General features: G+C 37.4%; 16 protein-coding genes and 1 pseudogene. 7 read left to right on the forward strand and 10 right to left on the reverse strand.

Annotated elements, in window-relative coordinates:
• Positions 1-96 precede the first annotated feature (96 nt).
• Together IQ10_RS11710 and IQ10_RS11715 are read left to right on the forward strand one after the other, a co-directional pair.
• A complete protein-coding gene (locus IQ10_RS11710; protein WP_144450703.1) occupies positions 97-1713 on the forward strand; it encodes a glycine betaine uptake BCCT transporter in 1617 nt (538 codons plus the stop codon).
• A gap of 172 nt (positions 1714-1885) precedes the next feature.
• The gene (locus IQ10_RS11715; protein ID WP_144450704.1) at positions 1886-2302 is read left to right on the forward strand and encodes a thioredoxin domain-containing protein; all 417 of its coding nucleotides are present in this window, start codon (positions 1886-1888) and stop codon (positions 2300-2302) included.
• A gap of 78 nt (positions 2303-2380) precedes the next feature.
• On the opposite strand, the gene IQ10_RS11720 is transcribed toward IQ10_RS11715, so the two are convergent.
• The 6 genes from IQ10_RS11720 to IQ10_RS11745 all read right to left on the reverse strand — a co-directional run bounded on the left by IQ10_RS11720 (position 2381) and on the right by IQ10_RS11745 (position 8943).
• Complete coding sequence (locus IQ10_RS11720) at positions 2381-2677, reverse strand: hypothetical protein (RefSeq protein ID WP_144450705.1); 297 nt, start codon at positions 2675-2677, stop codon at positions 2381-2383.
• A 266-nt stretch (positions 2678-2943) separates the two neighbouring features.
• Complete coding sequence (gene lpdA, locus IQ10_RS11725) at positions 2944-4353, reverse strand: dihydrolipoyl dehydrogenase (RefSeq protein WP_144450706.1); 1410 nt, start codon at positions 4351-4353, stop codon at positions 2944-2946.
• 3 nt (positions 4354-4356) lie between these two features.
• Positions 4357-5643 carry a dihydrolipoamide acetyltransferase family protein gene (locus IQ10_RS11730; protein ID WP_144450707.1) on the reverse strand — a complete coding sequence of 429 codons (1287 nt, stop codon included), beginning with the start codon at positions 5641-5643 and terminating at the stop codon, positions 4357-4359.
• A gap of 93 nt (positions 5644-5736) precedes the next feature.
• Entirely contained in the window at positions 5737-6714 is a 978-nt protein-coding gene (locus tag IQ10_RS11735) for an alpha-ketoacid dehydrogenase subunit beta (RefSeq protein ID WP_144450708.1), read from the reverse strand.
• Positions 6715-6717: 3 nt separating this feature from the next.
• Positions 6718-7803, reverse strand: a complete 1086-nt coding sequence (pdhA, locus tag IQ10_RS11740; RefSeq protein ID WP_144450709.1) for a pyruvate dehydrogenase (acetyl-transferring) E1 component subunit alpha — start codon at positions 7801-7803, stop codon at positions 6718-6720.
• A gap of 489 nt (positions 7804-8292) precedes the next feature.
• A complete protein-coding gene (locus IQ10_RS11745; protein ID WP_144450710.1) occupies positions 8293-8943 on the reverse strand; it encodes a YkyA family protein in 651 nt (216 codons plus the stop codon).
• Positions 8944-9317: 374 nt separating this feature from the next.
• Here IQ10_RS11745 and IQ10_RS18410 point away from each other — a divergent pair.
• The 4 genes and pseudogenes from IQ10_RS18410 to rnjA all read left to right on the forward strand — a co-directional run.
• Positions 9318-9407, forward strand: a pseudogene (locus IQ10_RS18410) (YjcZ family sporulation protein); the annotation flags it as partial.
• A gap of 141 nt (positions 9408-9548) precedes the next feature.
• Entirely contained in the window at positions 9549-10091 is a 543-nt protein-coding gene (gene def, locus IQ10_RS11755; protein ID WP_144450711.1) for a peptide deformylase, read from the forward strand.
• A 478-nt stretch (positions 10092-10569) separates the two neighbouring features.
• Positions 10570-10779: a DNA-dependent RNA polymerase subunit epsilon gene (locus IQ10_RS11760; RefSeq protein WP_144450712.1), complete on the forward strand. Its 210-nt coding sequence runs from the start codon at positions 10570-10572 to the stop codon at positions 10777-10779.
• 3 nt (positions 10780-10782) lie between these two features.
• Positions 10783-12450: a ribonuclease J1 gene (gene rnjA, locus IQ10_RS11765; RefSeq protein WP_144450713.1), complete on the forward strand. Its 1668-nt coding sequence runs from the start codon at positions 10783-10785 to the stop codon at positions 12448-12450.
• Positions 12451-12504: 54 nt separating this feature from the next.
• Here the strand turns inward: rnjA and IQ10_RS11770 are convergent, their stop codons facing one another.
• The 3 genes from IQ10_RS11770 to IQ10_RS11780 form a co-directional block, all read right to left on the reverse strand.
• A complete protein-coding gene (locus IQ10_RS11770; protein WP_144450714.1) occupies positions 12505-13746 on the reverse strand; it encodes a peptidoglycan recognition protein family protein in 1242 nt (413 codons plus the stop codon).
• Positions 13747-13862: 116 nt separating this feature from the next.
• Entirely contained in the window at positions 13863-14315 is a 453-nt protein-coding gene (locus IQ10_RS11775) for a TlpA disulfide reductase family protein (RefSeq protein WP_144450715.1), read from the reverse strand.
• Positions 14316-14425: 110 nt separating this feature from the next.
• Complete coding sequence (locus tag IQ10_RS11780; RefSeq protein WP_144450716.1) at positions 14426-14977, reverse strand: peroxiredoxin; 552 nt, start codon at positions 14975-14977, stop codon at positions 14426-14428.
• A gap of 350 nt (positions 14978-15327) precedes the next feature.
• Here IQ10_RS11780 and IQ10_RS11785 point away from each other — a divergent pair, with 350 nt between their 5' ends.
• Entirely contained in the window at positions 15328-16176 is an 849-nt protein-coding gene (locus tag IQ10_RS11785; RefSeq protein WP_144450717.1) for a mechanosensitive ion channel family protein, read from the forward strand.
• Between the two features lie 42 nt (positions 16177-16218).
• Here IQ10_RS11785 and IQ10_RS11790 read toward each other — a convergent pair whose 3' ends face one another.
• Positions 16219-16470: a YkuS family protein gene (locus IQ10_RS11790; protein ID WP_144450718.1), complete on the reverse strand. Its 252-nt coding sequence runs from the start codon at positions 16468-16470 to the stop codon at positions 16219-16221.
• Positions 16471-16495: the final 25 nt, after the last annotated feature.

The raw sequence follows: 16495 nt of genomic DNA on the forward strand, positions 1-16495 counted from the left end.
AAATCGATCTATAGCAGTTTTTCAAATTATTTGTCTTTATTGGTCGATCTATGTTATGGTTAAATTTGTGCATAAAAGTTGAAAGGTGGTCGTTTAATGAAAAAGGTTACATCCGTATTTACGATTTCAGTTGCGATAGCAGTTGCTTTTATTATTTGGGGCGTTGTTGCTCCAACGAATTTAGATGAAGTTACAACTACTATTCAAAGTTTTATTACGAATGAACTAGGATGGTTTTACCTCCTTGCGTCAACTGGCTTTTTAATCTTTTCTATTTACCTTATTTTTAGTCCGTACGGGAAAATTAAATTAGGCAAACCTGATGAAAAGCCCGAATACAATTTTCTTACTTGGTTTGCTTTTTTATTCACAGCGGGAATGGGGATTGGCCTTGTATTCTGGGGTGTCGCAGAACCAATCTACCACTTCTTTGATCCTCCTACAACAGAACCCGAATCAAACTTAGCTGCTGGGGAAGCAATGCGCTATTCATTCTTTCACTGGGGTTTACACCCATGGGCTATTTACTCAGTCGTTGCCCTTGCATTAGCTTATTTTAATTTTCGTAAAGATTCTCCTGGTGTGATGAGTGCTGTCCTGAATCCATTACTTGGTGATCGGACAAATGGTGGACTTGGCACAGCAATTAATGTTCTAGTTGTTTTTGCGACAATCTTTGGGGTAGCTACTTCACTAGGTTTTGGCGCTGCCCAAATTACTGCTGGACTTTCTTATTTAATGCCTAGCTTGCAGACAATGAACGGTACTTTATTACAATTACTTGTTATCTTAATCGTAACAGTTTTATTTATGATTTCCGCTCAAACTGGTCTTAATAAAGGGATTCGTATCTTAAGTAAGTTTAATGTTTATCTTGCCATTATCTTAATGTTGTTTGTGCTTTTCTTTGGACCAACAAGCTATATTATGGGTGTATTTACACAAGGTGTCGGTAGTTATCTTCAAAACCTTGCTGGCATGAGTTTCAGTCTTGATGTGTATAACCCTTCAACCCATTGGGTTGAAGGATGGACAATTTTTTACTGGGCTTGGTGGATTTCGTGGGCACCATTCGTAGGAGCATTTATTGCCCGCGTATCAAAAGGTCGTACGATTCGAGAGTTTGTAATTGGTGTCCTTGCTGTACCAGCCGTATTTGGTGCATTCTGGTTTAGTGTATTTGGTGGAACAGCCATTCATTTGCAGCGTGAAGGAACAGCTGATATTATGAGTATGATGAACGATCTCGGAATGGAAGTAGCACTCTTTGCTGTTTTAGAGCAATTTCCACTCGGCATAATTCTTTCAATCATTGCGGTTTTCTTAATTGCATCTTTCTTTGTCACATCCGCCGATTCAGCGACCGTTGTACTAGGCATGCAAACGACGAACGGAGAATTAGATCCACCAAACTCTGTGAAATTTGTTTGGGGACTTATTATTTCCGCTACTGCTGCTGTATTATTATCTTCTGAGCAAGGATTAGGCGCTTTACAAACAGCTTCTATTATTGCTGCATTTCCATTTACAATCATTATGATTATGATGATTTTCTCATTAATGAAATCATTACGAGCGGAAAAACCTACACTTGCTTCTGAGAAAGAACGTATCCGTCAAGAACGTTACGAACTAAAACAGGAACGACAAAAGTTCAAACAGGAAAAAGTGGAATTCAAAAAAGAAAAAAATGAATTCAAGAAGAAGGATTAATACATGTGTAACGAGACTGACTCATTAAGAGGTCAGTCTTTTTTCTTTTCTAAATATTTCTATTTGATGACAATTACTTACTGATAGCCTTTACATGTTTAGCACGTGATAAAATAAGGTATATAATAAGGTATATATAAACACATATTCATTAATAAGGAAGTGACATATAATGGACAAGTACTTTGGAATAATCATTTTTAGTTCATTTTTTCTATTAAACGCTTGTGTGTCCTCCGCCTCAACAATGGAAAATCCACTTCAGTCACAACCTAGTGAGACTTTTACGGTTCTTTTTTCAGATACATCAACAATGCATAAGGAAACTAACTATTACAATGCCTTATTAGAGTTACAACAAACTTATCAAACAGATACTCCCTCATTGATCATTATTGATGCCACAGAACATGACATCGTTCGCTACTTTAATATTGAACAATTCCCAACGATTATTGTTTTAACGGGAGAAAAAGAAAATTTGAGGATCGAAGGTCCATTTTCAAAAGATGAAATATTAGCACATCTAATTGAAGTCTATCATTTAGATAAGGAAGTATTAAATCCATTGATACAATCTCTTTCTTAAAAAATTTTCTATTTATAAATAACAAGCTGACTCCTTATTTAAAGAGTCAGCTTGTTGTTTATAAATTTCATTTTATCTTTAATGTAACGGATGTAAACCAAAAGGATGTCGTTCATAATATACTTCCTCTGCTTTTTGCCTCATTTCTACCCAGCTTGAAAAACATGTTTTTGTCCGTACATGTATTTGTTCATGAAATGCACGTTCTAGTGCCTCCTCACAGGGAGCATGTAAACCCACTGCCTCTACTAGTGCCCCCCAGTCCTTAAAACCTGTATATGTTTGCATAAATTGTTCTGTAAATAAGAGTGGATATGGAATGTGAGCATGCGCTTTCGTAATGGCATTAAATATATTTTTAAAAGATTTTAGCATACAAAATCACGACCTCTCTTAGTTTAATGTTAGTTAAATTTACTCAGGTCTTGTGAGTAACGCCAAGTTCTCACATTCTATAGACAAAAAGGCTGTAACTAGATATAACAGTTACAGCCTTCGGTTTTCCGATCAGCTTTTACTCTTTCTTTTATATTATTCATATTATACCTAGTTGTCAAGTAGGTTTTAGTGGAATAAAAAAAGCTGACGTTAAATCCTAAGAAAAACTTAGGGACTTATAACGTCAGCTTTTGCATTTTAACTTACTTTACAATATGAATCGGTGTTCCAAGAGCAACTTCAGCTGCTTCCATTGTGATTTCACCGAGTGATGGATGTGCATGAATTGTTAATGCAATATCCTCAGCTGTCATGCCTGTTTCAATCGCAAGACCAAGCTCAGCAATAACATCAGATGCGTTAGCACCAGCAATTTGAGCACCAATTACTAGTCCATCTTCCTTACGAGTGATAAGCTTCATGAAGCCATCTGAATCGTTAAGAGATAACGCACGACCATTTGCAGCAAATGGGAATTTAGATGCAACTACATCATACCCAGCTTCTTTTGCTTCCGCTTCAGTATAACCGACAGTAGCAAGTTCAGGTTCAGAGAATACAACTGCTGGAATCGCAAGATAATCGATTTCTGATTTTTCACCCGAAATAGCTTCTGCAGCAATTTTACCTTCATAAGAAGCTTTATGTGCAAGTGGTGGTCCAGCAACAATATCACCAATAGCGAAGATATTTTTATTGCTTGTACGACATTGCTTGTCTATTTTGATAAGACCACGCTCGTCTAATTCAACACCAACTTGCTCAAGACCAAGTTCATCCGTATTCGGTTTACGTCCTACTGTAACAAGAACATAATCAGCCTCAAATACTTCTTCCTTGCCTTTTACTTCAGCTGTTACTTTTACGCCGTTCTCTGTTTCTTCGACACCTTTTGCCATAGCTTCCATTTTAAACTCAACGCCATTTTTCTTCAGGCGACGCTCAACAAGCTTAGCCATTTGTTTCTCAAAGCCACCAAGAATTTGCTTAGTACCTTCAAGCACAACAACTTCAGTACCCATGTTAGCATAAGCACCTGAGAGCTCGATACCAATGTAACCTCCACCGATAACAACTAACTTTTTAGGAACTTCTTTAAGAGCAAGTGCTCCAGTAGAGTTAATGACACGGTCGGAATATTTGAATCCAGGAATTTCAATTGGAGTTGAGCCTGTAGCAATGATACAATTTTTGAAATTGTATGTTTGTGCGCTCTTATCATCCATTACTCGTACAGAGTTTTCAGAAGCAAAATATGCTTCACCACGAACGATTTCGACTTTGTTTCCTTTTAAAAGGCCTTCAACACCACCTGTTAATTTCTTAACAACAGATGCTTTCCATTCTTGAACCTTTTCAAAGTTAAGAGATACTTTTTCGGCAATAATTCCCATTTCATCAGAATGAAGTGCATGATGATAACGGTGACCAGCTGAAATTAAAGCTTTTGAAGGAATACAACCAACGTTTAGACAAACGCCGCCCATTTCTCCTTTTTCGACAATTGTTACTTTTTGTCCTAGTTGGGCTGCACGAATAGCTGCAACATAACCTCCAGGACCTGAACCGATGACAAGTGTGTCTACTTCATTTGCGAAATCTCCAACAACCATGCATTACCCCTCCATTAATAATAATTGTGGATCACTTAATAGACGCTTCACGTGGTTTAGTGCATTCTGAGCTGTTACGCCATCAATCAGACGGTGGTCATAGCTAATAGATAAAGCTAATACCGGTGCTGCTATAATTTCGCCATTTTTCACAACTGGCTTCTCTTCAATACGTCCAATTCCTAAGATAGCAACTTCTGGATGATTAATAACTGGTGTAAACCAAAGACCACGAGCAGAACCTACGTTAGAAATTGTGGCGGAGCCGCCCTTCATTTCTGCACCACTAAGTTTACCATCACGAGCTTTAACTGCCAACTCATTAATTTCATCTGCTAGCGCAAAGATTGATTTACGATCTGCATCTTTGACAACAGGAACAAAAAGACCATGCTCTGTATCAGCTGCAATTCCGATATTGAAGTACTTTTTGTAGACAATTTCTTCATTCGCATCATCGATCGACGCATTAAGCGCAGGATACTTACGAAGTGCCGATGTTAAAGCTTTTACGACATATGGTAAGTACGTAAGCTTAGTACCTTGCTCTGCAGCAATTTCTTTGTATTGCTTACGATGTGCAACTAAAGCAGAAACTTCAACTTCATCCATATGTGTTACGTGAGGAGCCGTGTGTTTAGAGTTAACCATCGCTTTTGCAATTGCTTTACGAATTCCTTTAAATGGTACACGCTCTTCAAGCTCACCAACAGGAATTGTAGTAGGCTCTGACTTTTTAGTTGTATCAGTGCTTGTTGTTTCTTTTTCTTCATTAGCGCTTGGAGCTGCTTCAGCTGTCGCTCCACCATTTAAGAATGAATCGATATCATCTTTTAAAATTCGACCATTTTTTCCTGAGCCACTTACTTTTTGAATGCTTACACCTTTTTCACGAGCATATTTACGAACAGATGGCATTGCAATGACACGAGTATCATTATTTTCATCGTCGTTTGTTGAATCAGCATTAGCTTCTTTTGATGAAGCTTCTTCTTTTTTCGGCTCTTCTTGTTCTTCTGCAGGAGCACTTTCTTCTTCAGCTGGATTGGCATCACCAGCATCAATTGTGACAAGAACATCACCTACAATGCTTACTGTACCCTCTTCTACTTTGATTTCTAGAACTTTCCCGTCAACAGGAGAAGGAATTTCTACAACCGCTTTATCGTTTTGAACCTCAAGAAGAATATCGTCTTCTTTAATCTCATCACCTGGTTTAACAAACCATTTTACAATTTCACCTTCATGAATACCTTCACCAATATCAGGCAGTTTAAATTCATATGCCACTTGAAGTGCCTCCTTTATTATAAACATTCTTCGGTAACAATTAGTGGAAAAGGAAAGACTCTCATCTTTCCTCCATCATAACTAGTCTATTATTTAAAAATTAACTACTGTCTTTGCTTTTTCTACAATTTCTGTATGATCAGGTAACCAATCATCTTCGACAGCTGCAAACGGATAAATAGTATCTGGAGCTGTTACACGAAGTACTGGAGCTTCAAGACTAAGGATCGCTCGTTCAGTAATTTCAGCAACAACATTAGCTGCAATACCAGCTTGCTTTTGTGCTTCTTGAACAACAATTGCACGATTAGTCTTTTCAACAGAAGTAATAATGGTATCGATATCAAGTGGACTAATTGTCATTAGGTCAATAACCTCAACATCAATTCCGTCTTTTTCTAGTTCTTCTGCAGCTTTTAGTGAAGCGTGTACCATTGCTCCGTATGTAACAATAGTTAAGTCCTTTCCTTCACGCTTAATATCAGCTTTCCCAAGTGGGATTGTGTACTCTTCTTCTGGTACTTCTCCACGGAATGAACGGTAAAGCTTCATGTGCTCAAGGTAAACGACTGGATCATTATCACGGATCGCAGAAATTAGTAATCCCTTTGCATCATATGGTGTTGAAGGAATAACAACTTTTAAACCAGGCGTTTGTGCCATTAAACCTTCTAAACTATCAGCATGCATTTCAGGTGTTTTTACTCCTCCACCAAATGGTGAACGAACTGTAATTGGCGCATGCTGCTTTCCACCTGTACGATAGCGAAGACGATTCATTTGACCCGCAACCGAATCAAACACCTCAAATACAAAACCGAAAAATTGAACTTCCATAACTGGACGGAATCCAGTTAAACCTAAACCTATTGCCAAACCACCAATACCAGATTCAGCTAATGGTGTGTCAAATACACGTTCTTCACCAAATTCTTTTTGTAAGCCTTCAGTAGCTCGGAATACGCCACCGTTTTGACCGACGTCTTCACCAAACACAAGAACATCTTCATTATTCTTAAGCTCATTACGCATTGCATCCGTAATCGCTTGAATCATCGTCATTTGCGCCATAGCTTACTTCGACTCCTTTGCTGTATATTCTTCCATCTGTTCACGAAGATTTACAGGTAAATCTTCGAACATAAAACCAATTAAATCCGTTACTTTTTGTTTAGGAGTTCCATCTGCTTTTTTCATTGCTTCTTTGATGTCATCTTTTGCTTGATCGACAATTTCGTTTTCTTTTTCTTCACTCCATAAACCTTTGTTTTCTAAGAATTTACGGAAGCGAACAAGTGGATCTTTTTTCGTCCACTCATCATCAAGATCTGAAGAACGATAGCGAGTCGGGTCATCTCCAGCCATTGTATGTGGACCATAACGGTAAGTCATTGTTTCAATAAGTGTTGGACCATCTCCAGCTAATGCACGTTCACGAGCTTGTTTCGTTACCGCATATACAGCAAGAACATCCATACCATCTACTTGAATCCCTTCAATACCAGCAGCAACTGCTTTTTGAGCAATCGTTTTAGCAGCTGATTGCTTTTCAACAGGTACAGAGATGGCAAAACGGTTGTTTTGAACAACAAACACAGCAGGAGCATTATATGCACCCGCGAAGTTCATTCCTTCGTAGAAGTCACCTTGTGAAGCTCCACCGTCACCAGTATAAGTGATTGCAATATTCTCTTTTCCTTTACGCTTAAGTCCAAGAGCTACACCAGCAGTTTGAATAATTTGTGCACCGATAATAATTTGTGGAACCATAATGTTTAAGCCATCTGGAATTACTCCACCTGCAAAATGTCCACGTGACCATAAAAATGCTTGGTGTAACGGTAGACCATGAAAAACAATTTGAGGAATATCACGATATCCAGGTAAAATCCAATCTTCCTTATCTAATGCAAAATGTGAACCAAGCATAGATGCCTCTTGCCCTGCAACTGGTGCATAAAAACCAAGACGTCCTTGACGGTTTAATGAGATAGCACGTTGATCCCAAATACGTGTATAAACCATACGACGCATTAATTCTTGTAACTCTTCATCGCTTAATTCAGGCATAGCAGCTTCGTTAACGACTTCGCCTTCTTCATTTAAAATTTGAAACGTTTCAAATTGATCTTCAACTTGCTCTAACGTTTTTGTGCTCATTACCTTCACCTCTTTCTTATAATTCAAAAAGATTAAATAATCCTTCTTTCAACGTATAACATTAGTCGGCAACTATGTTATTTACGAACACTCGACAACTCTTCCTATAGGATACCCAATACTTACTAATCCATAACCGCTTCACAAAAGAATGAAACAGACCTCAGATCGTTTATTTAGATATCCAGCAGTGACATTTGTCTTTACCCGTGTAAGAAATATATCTGCCGATAGTTATTTTCAGGCAAAAATAAAACTGTATCAGTTATTTCACCTATAAAGTAATACAATATATCCTACGAGAATAAGTCTACATCACTTTATTGAAATTCGTCAATTCTTTTGTTCCATCGTTTTTAATTTAAATATTAAAAAGAAATTTTAGTAATCCACAAAAACTGTGTTATATATCAAAAAGAGATAATAATAGTACAGTTTTGTTTTTTTTACTGGTGTTTTCATTAAAAAAAAGAGCAGCTGCTCTAGTACCTATTCATAGCGTACATTTAGCTCAGCTGCTTTATAAAAGGATCTTTTCATTTCATTATATTCATCGGTTGACCGATTAAATTTCTCTTTTTGTTCATTCACTTGTCCATACGATTCATTTACAAGTTCAATGTGTGATTGTAATTCTTCTAATGTTAAATCTTCTTGCTTTAACATTTCAAATAGTGTTCGATCACTATTAATAGCCTCAGAGTATGCAACGTATAAAGCTTGGTAGTTCTCAAACCGCTCATTCATCGTTTTCTTAAGATCTTCTAATAGCGATCTCAACTCTTCTCCTTCAATATTACTAACTTGTTCTTCTATTTGTATAAATTCTTCATAACTTGCTTCAATGCTCTCTTTTTCTTGTTCAATCATCGTTACGCGTGAATCAATTGATACAAGTGCCTCGTCAGCCAGAGTAGAAATCTGTTCAAACTCATCCGTCCCTAGAGCAACAATTTCTTCAAATAGTTCATTTTCCCTTTCTTCTGCACTATGCAGAGGTTCTTGCTGTTCTTCGAAAACCTGCTCATGTTCAACGGAATTCTCCAAATGTTGGTAAACTACCTCAGTAGGTTCCTCACCACAGGCAGTTAATACTATTACAGCTACACCAAGTAAAGGTAACCATCTGTTCAAACTCATCCTATTCCCCCTAAGTTTCTTTATCTATCGACCTACTATCTAACTCTTACACTAAATCAACAAAATCGTATTGACAATACCTTTTTCAAACTTAAACGATGCTAGTATATGAGTAAAATTCTTTCAATATGAACTTGTCTGAACAAATAAATAAATTTTTAAAAATGGGCATCCATCCAACCACCGTTGATGAAAGTGCATATTGTAATTAGTGAATCGCAGCTAATGCGGTTGATGACAAAAAGGAGGAATGTATGATGTACGGATATGGTGGACATTGTTGTTATGATCCATGTGGATACGGTGCTCCTGTTGCAGGTTATGGGTATGGCGCTCCCGTTGCGCCAGTTGCAGGCGTTGGTTACGGTCCTGGGTACGGCTGCGGCGGAAGAGGCTTTGCTTTAATCGTTGTTCTTTTTATCCTACTTATTATTGTAGGAGCTTCGCGTTTTGGCCATTGCTAACGTATAATAAAGCAGAAATAAGGCTTTTTAAGCTTATATCTGCTTTTTTTCTTCTTAAAAAAGTGACCATTTGTAAAACCACTTGATCTTTCCCCTATTTCTTCATAAAGTAAACGTATGTGTAAAAGGAGTGATACATAAATGATAACGATGAAAGATATAGTTCGCGAAGGTCATCCTGTTCTGAGACAAATCGCTAAGGAAGTAACTCTTCCCGCAAGTAAAGAAGAAAAAAAAATTCTTCAAAAAATGCTTGAATTCGTAAAAAATAGTCAAGACCCTGAAATTGCGGAGAAATATGACCTTAGACCAGGTATCGGTCTTGCCGCCCCTCAAATTGGTGTCTCAAAAAGAATGTTCGCTGTTCATGTAACAGATGAACAAGATCAATTATATAGTATGGGATTGTTTAATCCGAAAATTATCAGTCATTCCATCGAAGAAACTCATTTAGATGGCGGAGAAGGCTGCCTATCTGTTGACAGAGATATTCTAGGAGATGTCCCCCGGTACGCAAGAATAACAGTGAAGGGAACAACCCTAGATGATAAAGAAGTAACATTACGGTTACGTGGCTTAGTAGCAATTGTATTTCAACATGAGCTTGATCATTTAAATGGCATCATGTTTTATGACCGTATTGAAGGCTTTAAAGATAAACTAAAAAAAGAACTTCCTAACTAATGAAGCAAAAGAAGGATCGTAAGCAGTCGCTTAGATCCTTCTTTTTTTATTTATTCATTAACTCAAGTAAATAATGCTTCCTTCGTTATTAGTATCTAACTTTCTAAATAAACACTATCCCAATTATTCCCTCGAACAGAGAATAAAGAAGTAGCACATACTATTTATAACAAAAGCCTCTCTAATTGGTCGTGCATTGATAATAAATCCATTTGAAAACATCCCATTATCTAGTAAGGAGGATTCATATGTTGAAAAAACTTCGCAGAAAAATTATAAACGGATGTAAAAATCTTTTACCTAAAAAAAGACTAATCGAAGTATAGTATTCCACCTTTTTGCCAACAATAAAGGTTTGTCATGCCGAAATGGAGAGTATGAGAATAAACAAACGTTTCTGAAAGAAAAGAAAAACATGAAATACATCGTCAATTGCTTTATAATGAAAATATAACCAATGTTAAGGAGAGGTAACACTATGATTTTTAAAGTTTTTTTTCAGCAAAAATTTAATGAAGTTCCCGTTCGTGAATTCACTAAAACAGTATATGTAGAAGGCGAAACAGAGGCTGACGTGCGAAAGAAACTAGCCCCAAGAAACTATAATATTGAATTCGTAACACCAATCTCTGGGGCGTATCTTGAATACGAGCAAAAAAGTGAATTCTTTAAAGTGGAGTCTATTTAATCAATGAAACAAGTAAAAAACAACCAAACAGCTGTATTTGCTCTTGGAGGATTAGGCGAAATCGGAAAGAATACGTATGCCGTTCAATTTCAAGATGAAATCATTTTAATTGATGCCGGAATAAAGTTTCCAGAGGACGAACTTCTCGGTATTGATTATGTAATCCCAGATTATACGTATTTAGTGAAAAATGAAGATAAAATTAAAGGTCTTTTTATCACGCACGGACATGAAGACCATATCGGCGGAATCCCTTACTTACTTAGAGCAGTGAATGTTCCTATCTATGGCGGAAAGTTAGCATTAGGCTTATTAAAAGGGAAACTCGAGGAGCACGGACTACTTCGTAAGGCAAAGCTCTATGAAATTCACGAAGATCAAGTCGTTAAATTCACAAAAACATCAGTAACATTCTTTAGAACAACTCACAGCATTCCCGATTCATACGGGATTGTCGTTAAAACACCACCAGGTAATATCGTTCATACTGGCGATTTTAAGTTTGATTTCACTCCAGTAGGTGAACCTGCCAACTTAACGAAGATGGCAAAAATCGGTGAGGAAGGTGTTCTATGCCTCCTATCAGATAGCACTAACAGTGAAATCCCAGAATTTACGATGTCAGAACGCAAAGTAGGAGAGAGCATTGATACTATCTTCCGCAAAGTCGATGGACGAATTATATTTGCGACATTCGCATCGAATATTCATCGCTTGCAGCAAGTTGTAGAAGCAGCCGTGCATCACGGTCGCAAAGTTGCTGTTTTTGGGCGAAGTATGGAATCTGCTCTTACAATCGGACAAGAATTAGGCTATATTAAGGCACCTAAAGGTACGTTTATTGAAACTTCACAATTAAATAAGCTACCTGACAATCAAGTAACTATACTTTGTACTGGTAGCCAAGGTGAACCGATGGCTGCTCTCTCACGTATTGCAAATGGCACCCATCGTCAAATTCAAATAATTCCTGGCGATACCGTTGTCTTTTCATCTTCGCCAATCCCAGGTAATACCTTAAGTGTGAGTAAAACAATTAACCAATTATACCGTGCTGGAGCCGATGTCATTCATGGTTCATTAAATGATATTCACACATCTGGACATGGTGGACAAGAAGAACAGAAGCTTATGCTCCGTTTAATGAAGCCTCAATACTTCATGCCAATCCACGGTGAATATCGGATGTTGAAAATGCATATTAAACTTGCTAAAGATTGCGGTGTAGATGAAAAGAACAGTTTTATAATGGATAATGGAGATGTTCTTGCTCTTCATCCTGAAGAAGCTGCGGTCGTTGGAAAGATTCCATCCGGTTCTGTTTATGTGGATGGTAACGGAATTGGCGATATCGGTAATATTGTATTAAGAGACCGTCGAATCCTTTCTGAGGAAGGGCTCGTTGTCGTTGTTGTCAGCCTAAACATGAAAGAATTTAAAGTGACAGCAGGACCAGACCTCATTTCTCGTGGATTTGTGTATATGAGAGAATCGAGCGACTTAATTTATGAAGCACAAAAGCTTCTAGCTACTCACCTAAATGAAGTAATGGAAAGAAAAACCTCTCAGTGGTCTGAAATTAAAAATGAGATTACAGATCTACTCGGACCTTTCTTATATGAGCGAACAAAACGTAAGCCAATGATTCTTCCAATCATTATGGAAGTTTAAATTTACATTTTTAAGGTATACCACAACAAAACGAATGTGGTATACCTTTTTTTGTCATTCATTAAATAGACGGCTCCATGTTCTAGGACCCATTATCCCATCTACTACAATCCCTTCTCTTTGTTGGAATTTTCTAACCGCTCTTTCCGTAACTGGACCATACAAACCATCTGCAGGTATACGTAAAGCTCGTTGAACACGTCTTACATCTTCCCCACGTAAATAAGGTGTTTGTAGTGAAAGGAGCCGCTGATAACTTACTGCCGACGTTTTTTGAACTCGGTCTAGAGCTCGCCATGTTTGTGGTCCAACAATTCCATCTATGGTCAGTCCTTCTTTTCGTTGAAACACCCGAACTTTTTCTTCTGTATCAGGTCCATATATACCATCAACAATCGCACCGACTTTTTCCTGAACCATTTGCACATCTGTACCTCGCATCATTGGACGAATATAAAGCAATATTCTTCGTGTTTCCCCGTTATATAGTTCTTCCCGATCATCAGGCTCATCTGTCGGTGATCCTTGCTCTGGTTGTTCAGACAATGGAGAGAAGTCTTTTAAAGCTGCTCTTGTTTGTGGTCCAACAATTCCATCTACTAATATGGATACTACGCGTTGAAAGCGACTAACAGCATCCACTGTCAAGGGTCCATATATACCGTCAATTGGACCAGGTTGAAAACCTAACTCCATTAAACGTTCCTGCAAAGCCTTAACATCATCACCTTGATCGCCCATTGTAAGAATCGTACGCTGCCTCTCACCACTAATATATAAAGAAGAAGGAGTAGTCAACCCAGACCCTATACTAGTTGCTCCGTCCTCTCGGAGTTGATTTCTAAAGAACTCCATATTAATAGAAGGACAAGGTTTCCACGAATATCCTGGAAATTCAATGTGGCCCCAAACATTTTCTACTGGTATGTTTAATTCTCTCATTAAATTTCTCGTTAGCTCTAATGTCGATTCTCTTTGTTGATATCCTAGAGCCTCATTTCGAAAATCGCCAACCATACAGATACCAACAGCGTACCCATTACTATTACCTACGTGATAACTAACTACCTCTAAATCATGACAGATACTTACCATACCTTGCTTATCAACAACATAGTGATAACCAATACCCGGCCATCCTAATTCATTAACGTGATAACGAGCAAAAGCCTCTGCACTGCCTGTTGCTGTTGCACTATGATGAATCGCAATATTTCGAATGGAGCTTTTGGCTCTTCGTCGGTATGATCTAGATCGGCTTGAAGCAAGAAAATTACGCTTATCAATAACATTCATTTTATTCACCTCTCCTTTATATATATCAAGAGAGCGAATAAAAGGTGAGATCTAAAGCTGCAAATACACAAGAAAGAGGCTGACTACTATGAGTCAACCTCTATTATTAATTATCACTATTCTTTAATTCCAAGTACTCTGTTTACACGTTTTGTTAGCATCTTCATGCCACCACCACCAGCTTGAAAGTGGCGTAATTGCCCTTCTTCGTCAAAAACATAGTAAGCTGGTACATATTCATTTTCAAATGCATCCGTTAACTTATGCGCACTATCTACAAAAATAGGTTGTGTAATACTATGTTCATCAGCAACCTTTTTAATTTCATCTAAATCTAAATCTTTTTCAGATCGCGGCATATGAACAGCAATTACATTTAATTGATCCTTGTATTGATCACGAAATTCATTAACATTTGGCATCGCTTCTTTACATAAACCACAACTAATTGACCAGAAATGAATAAGCGTTGGCTTACTACCTACAAGATCACTTTTTTTAACTTCACCGTTTAACCAAGTTGTTGCCCCATCAAGTTCAGGCATTTGCGAACGTAATTTTAAAGCCATTTTATGTTATTCCTCCTCGATACTTAACTACCATTAATTATTACATTTTATACTTTTATATTAGAGAAAAAAAGGCCTAACATTGCTGCTAGACCTCAACATTCATCTTCTTACACGTTTAGTGTTTCTTGACCTGGCTTCCAGTTAGCTGGGCATAATCCACCAGTTTGTAAAGCTTGAAGTACACGAAGTGTTTCATCTACATCACGGCCAATATTGTTGTGGTTAACAACAGAATACATTAGTTCACCTTCTGGGCTGATAATAAAAAGACCACGAAGAGCAATTCCTTCTTCTTCAATTAGTACACCATATTCACGAGATACAGCATGGTTTGTATCAGCTGCGATTGGATAATTCAATTCGCCAAGACCATTATCATCACGTGACGTATTAATCCAAGCTTTATGAGTATGAACTGTATCTGTTGAAACTCCGATTACTTCTGCATCAAGGTCTTCAAATTCATCAAAACGATCGCTAAGTGATGTAATTTCTGTTGGACACACAAATGTGAAGTCCATTGGATAGAAGAAAAGAACCGTCCACTTGTCGTTTTTCATATTTTCTTCAAGGCTTACCTTTGCAAATTCTTTATTAGGCATTACCGCATCCATTTCAAATCTTGGTGCTTGTTTTCCTACCATACGCTTATCAGTCATATGTATAAACCTCCTAAAAAAAATAAAATTTTCTCACTGCCGTCATTATAAAAGAAGATCAATTGCTAGTCAATGTTAACTAATAATTAATATAAACAACTTTATGACTCTTTATCCATCAGACGCAATAGTCGTAGTATACCCTTCTTGATTCATTCTAAAACGGCAATGCATTTTTACATTATAACAATGTCTACCCAATAAAGCGACTTATTTGCTTTTCATTCTCATTTATATAAAGCTATTAGCTTTTTGACGAAAACAAAAATTGTCCCAAAGAAGCAATTGAGAAAATAGGATGTTTTACCTTTAGGCAAATGGGAAAACAATAGGATGAAGGAGTGATTTTGATGGAACAATGGTTTAATAACTTGACAGAAGGAACGTTCATTGTCGGAGTTGCGCTGATTATTGGACAAGTAATCTTAGCAATTATCACTTTTTTAATTGCTCGCTTAGTCGGAAAAAGGATTATTAAAAGTAGCTTCAATAAAATGGAGTCACAAAAAAACATCTCACGTGGTCGAATAAAAACATTAAAAAAATTATCGATTAATGTTTTTTCATATGTTTTAGTCTTTATCTTTATTACGATCGTTATTAGTATTTTTGGGCTTGATGCCACTGCTCTTATCGCAGGTGCTGGTATAGTAGGTCTTGCGATTGGTTTTGGAGCACAAGGACTTGTCAGTGATGTCGTGACAGGTTTTTTCCTACTGCTTGAAAAGCAAATTGATGTTGATGATTATGTCACAGCTGGTGGTATTGATGGGATCGTTGAAGAAGTCGGCTTACGCACAACGCAAATTCGTGGATTTGATGGGACTCTTAACTATATTCCTAATCGAGAAATAAGCAGTGTAAGTAATCATTCACGAGGAAATATGCGCGCCCTTGTTGATATGAGTATTTCTTATGACGATAATATTGACGAAGCTATTGCTGTGCTTCAAAATGCCTGTGACCGAATTGCCGCGGAAGATAGTTCAATTAAAGACGGTCCAAATGTAATTGGCGTTCAAGGACTTGGTGATTCAGACGTTATTATTCGTATTTTAGCTAAAACAGAAAACATGGCCCAGTGGGCGGTAGAACGCAAATTGCGTAAAGAATTGAAAGAAGCACTTGATGCTAACAATATACAAATTCCATTTCCCCATCAAGTATATATCGAAAAGAAAGAACAATCATCTATATGATAGTTGAAGTTAAGGGTGACCCCAAAGCAGTCACCCTCTTTTTTAATGCTGTTGCTCTACTTTGGTTTGGACTAGCTGACAAATTTCCTCCGAGGTCATCCCATGTGCATTAATAATTGATCCTTCAGTTTCCACATCTTGTACACCCATCATGTTTTGATCCATCCCTGTGATCACACAACAATCACAACCTTTGGCATCTGACTCTTTCTGTAATTGTACAACATCAAATCCCATTGATTGTAATTGCTCTTGAACATCTGTCAATGACTGCTCAACACCGATTTTCGGCATTTTCAGCACCTCCATTAAGTAGTGT

Source organism: Halalkalibacter nanhaiisediminis, from assembly GCF_007830185.1.
In the GTDB taxonomy this organism is placed as follows: Bacteria; Bacillota; Bacilli; order Bacillales; family Bacillaceae_D; genus Halalkalibacter; species Halalkalibacter nanhaiisediminis.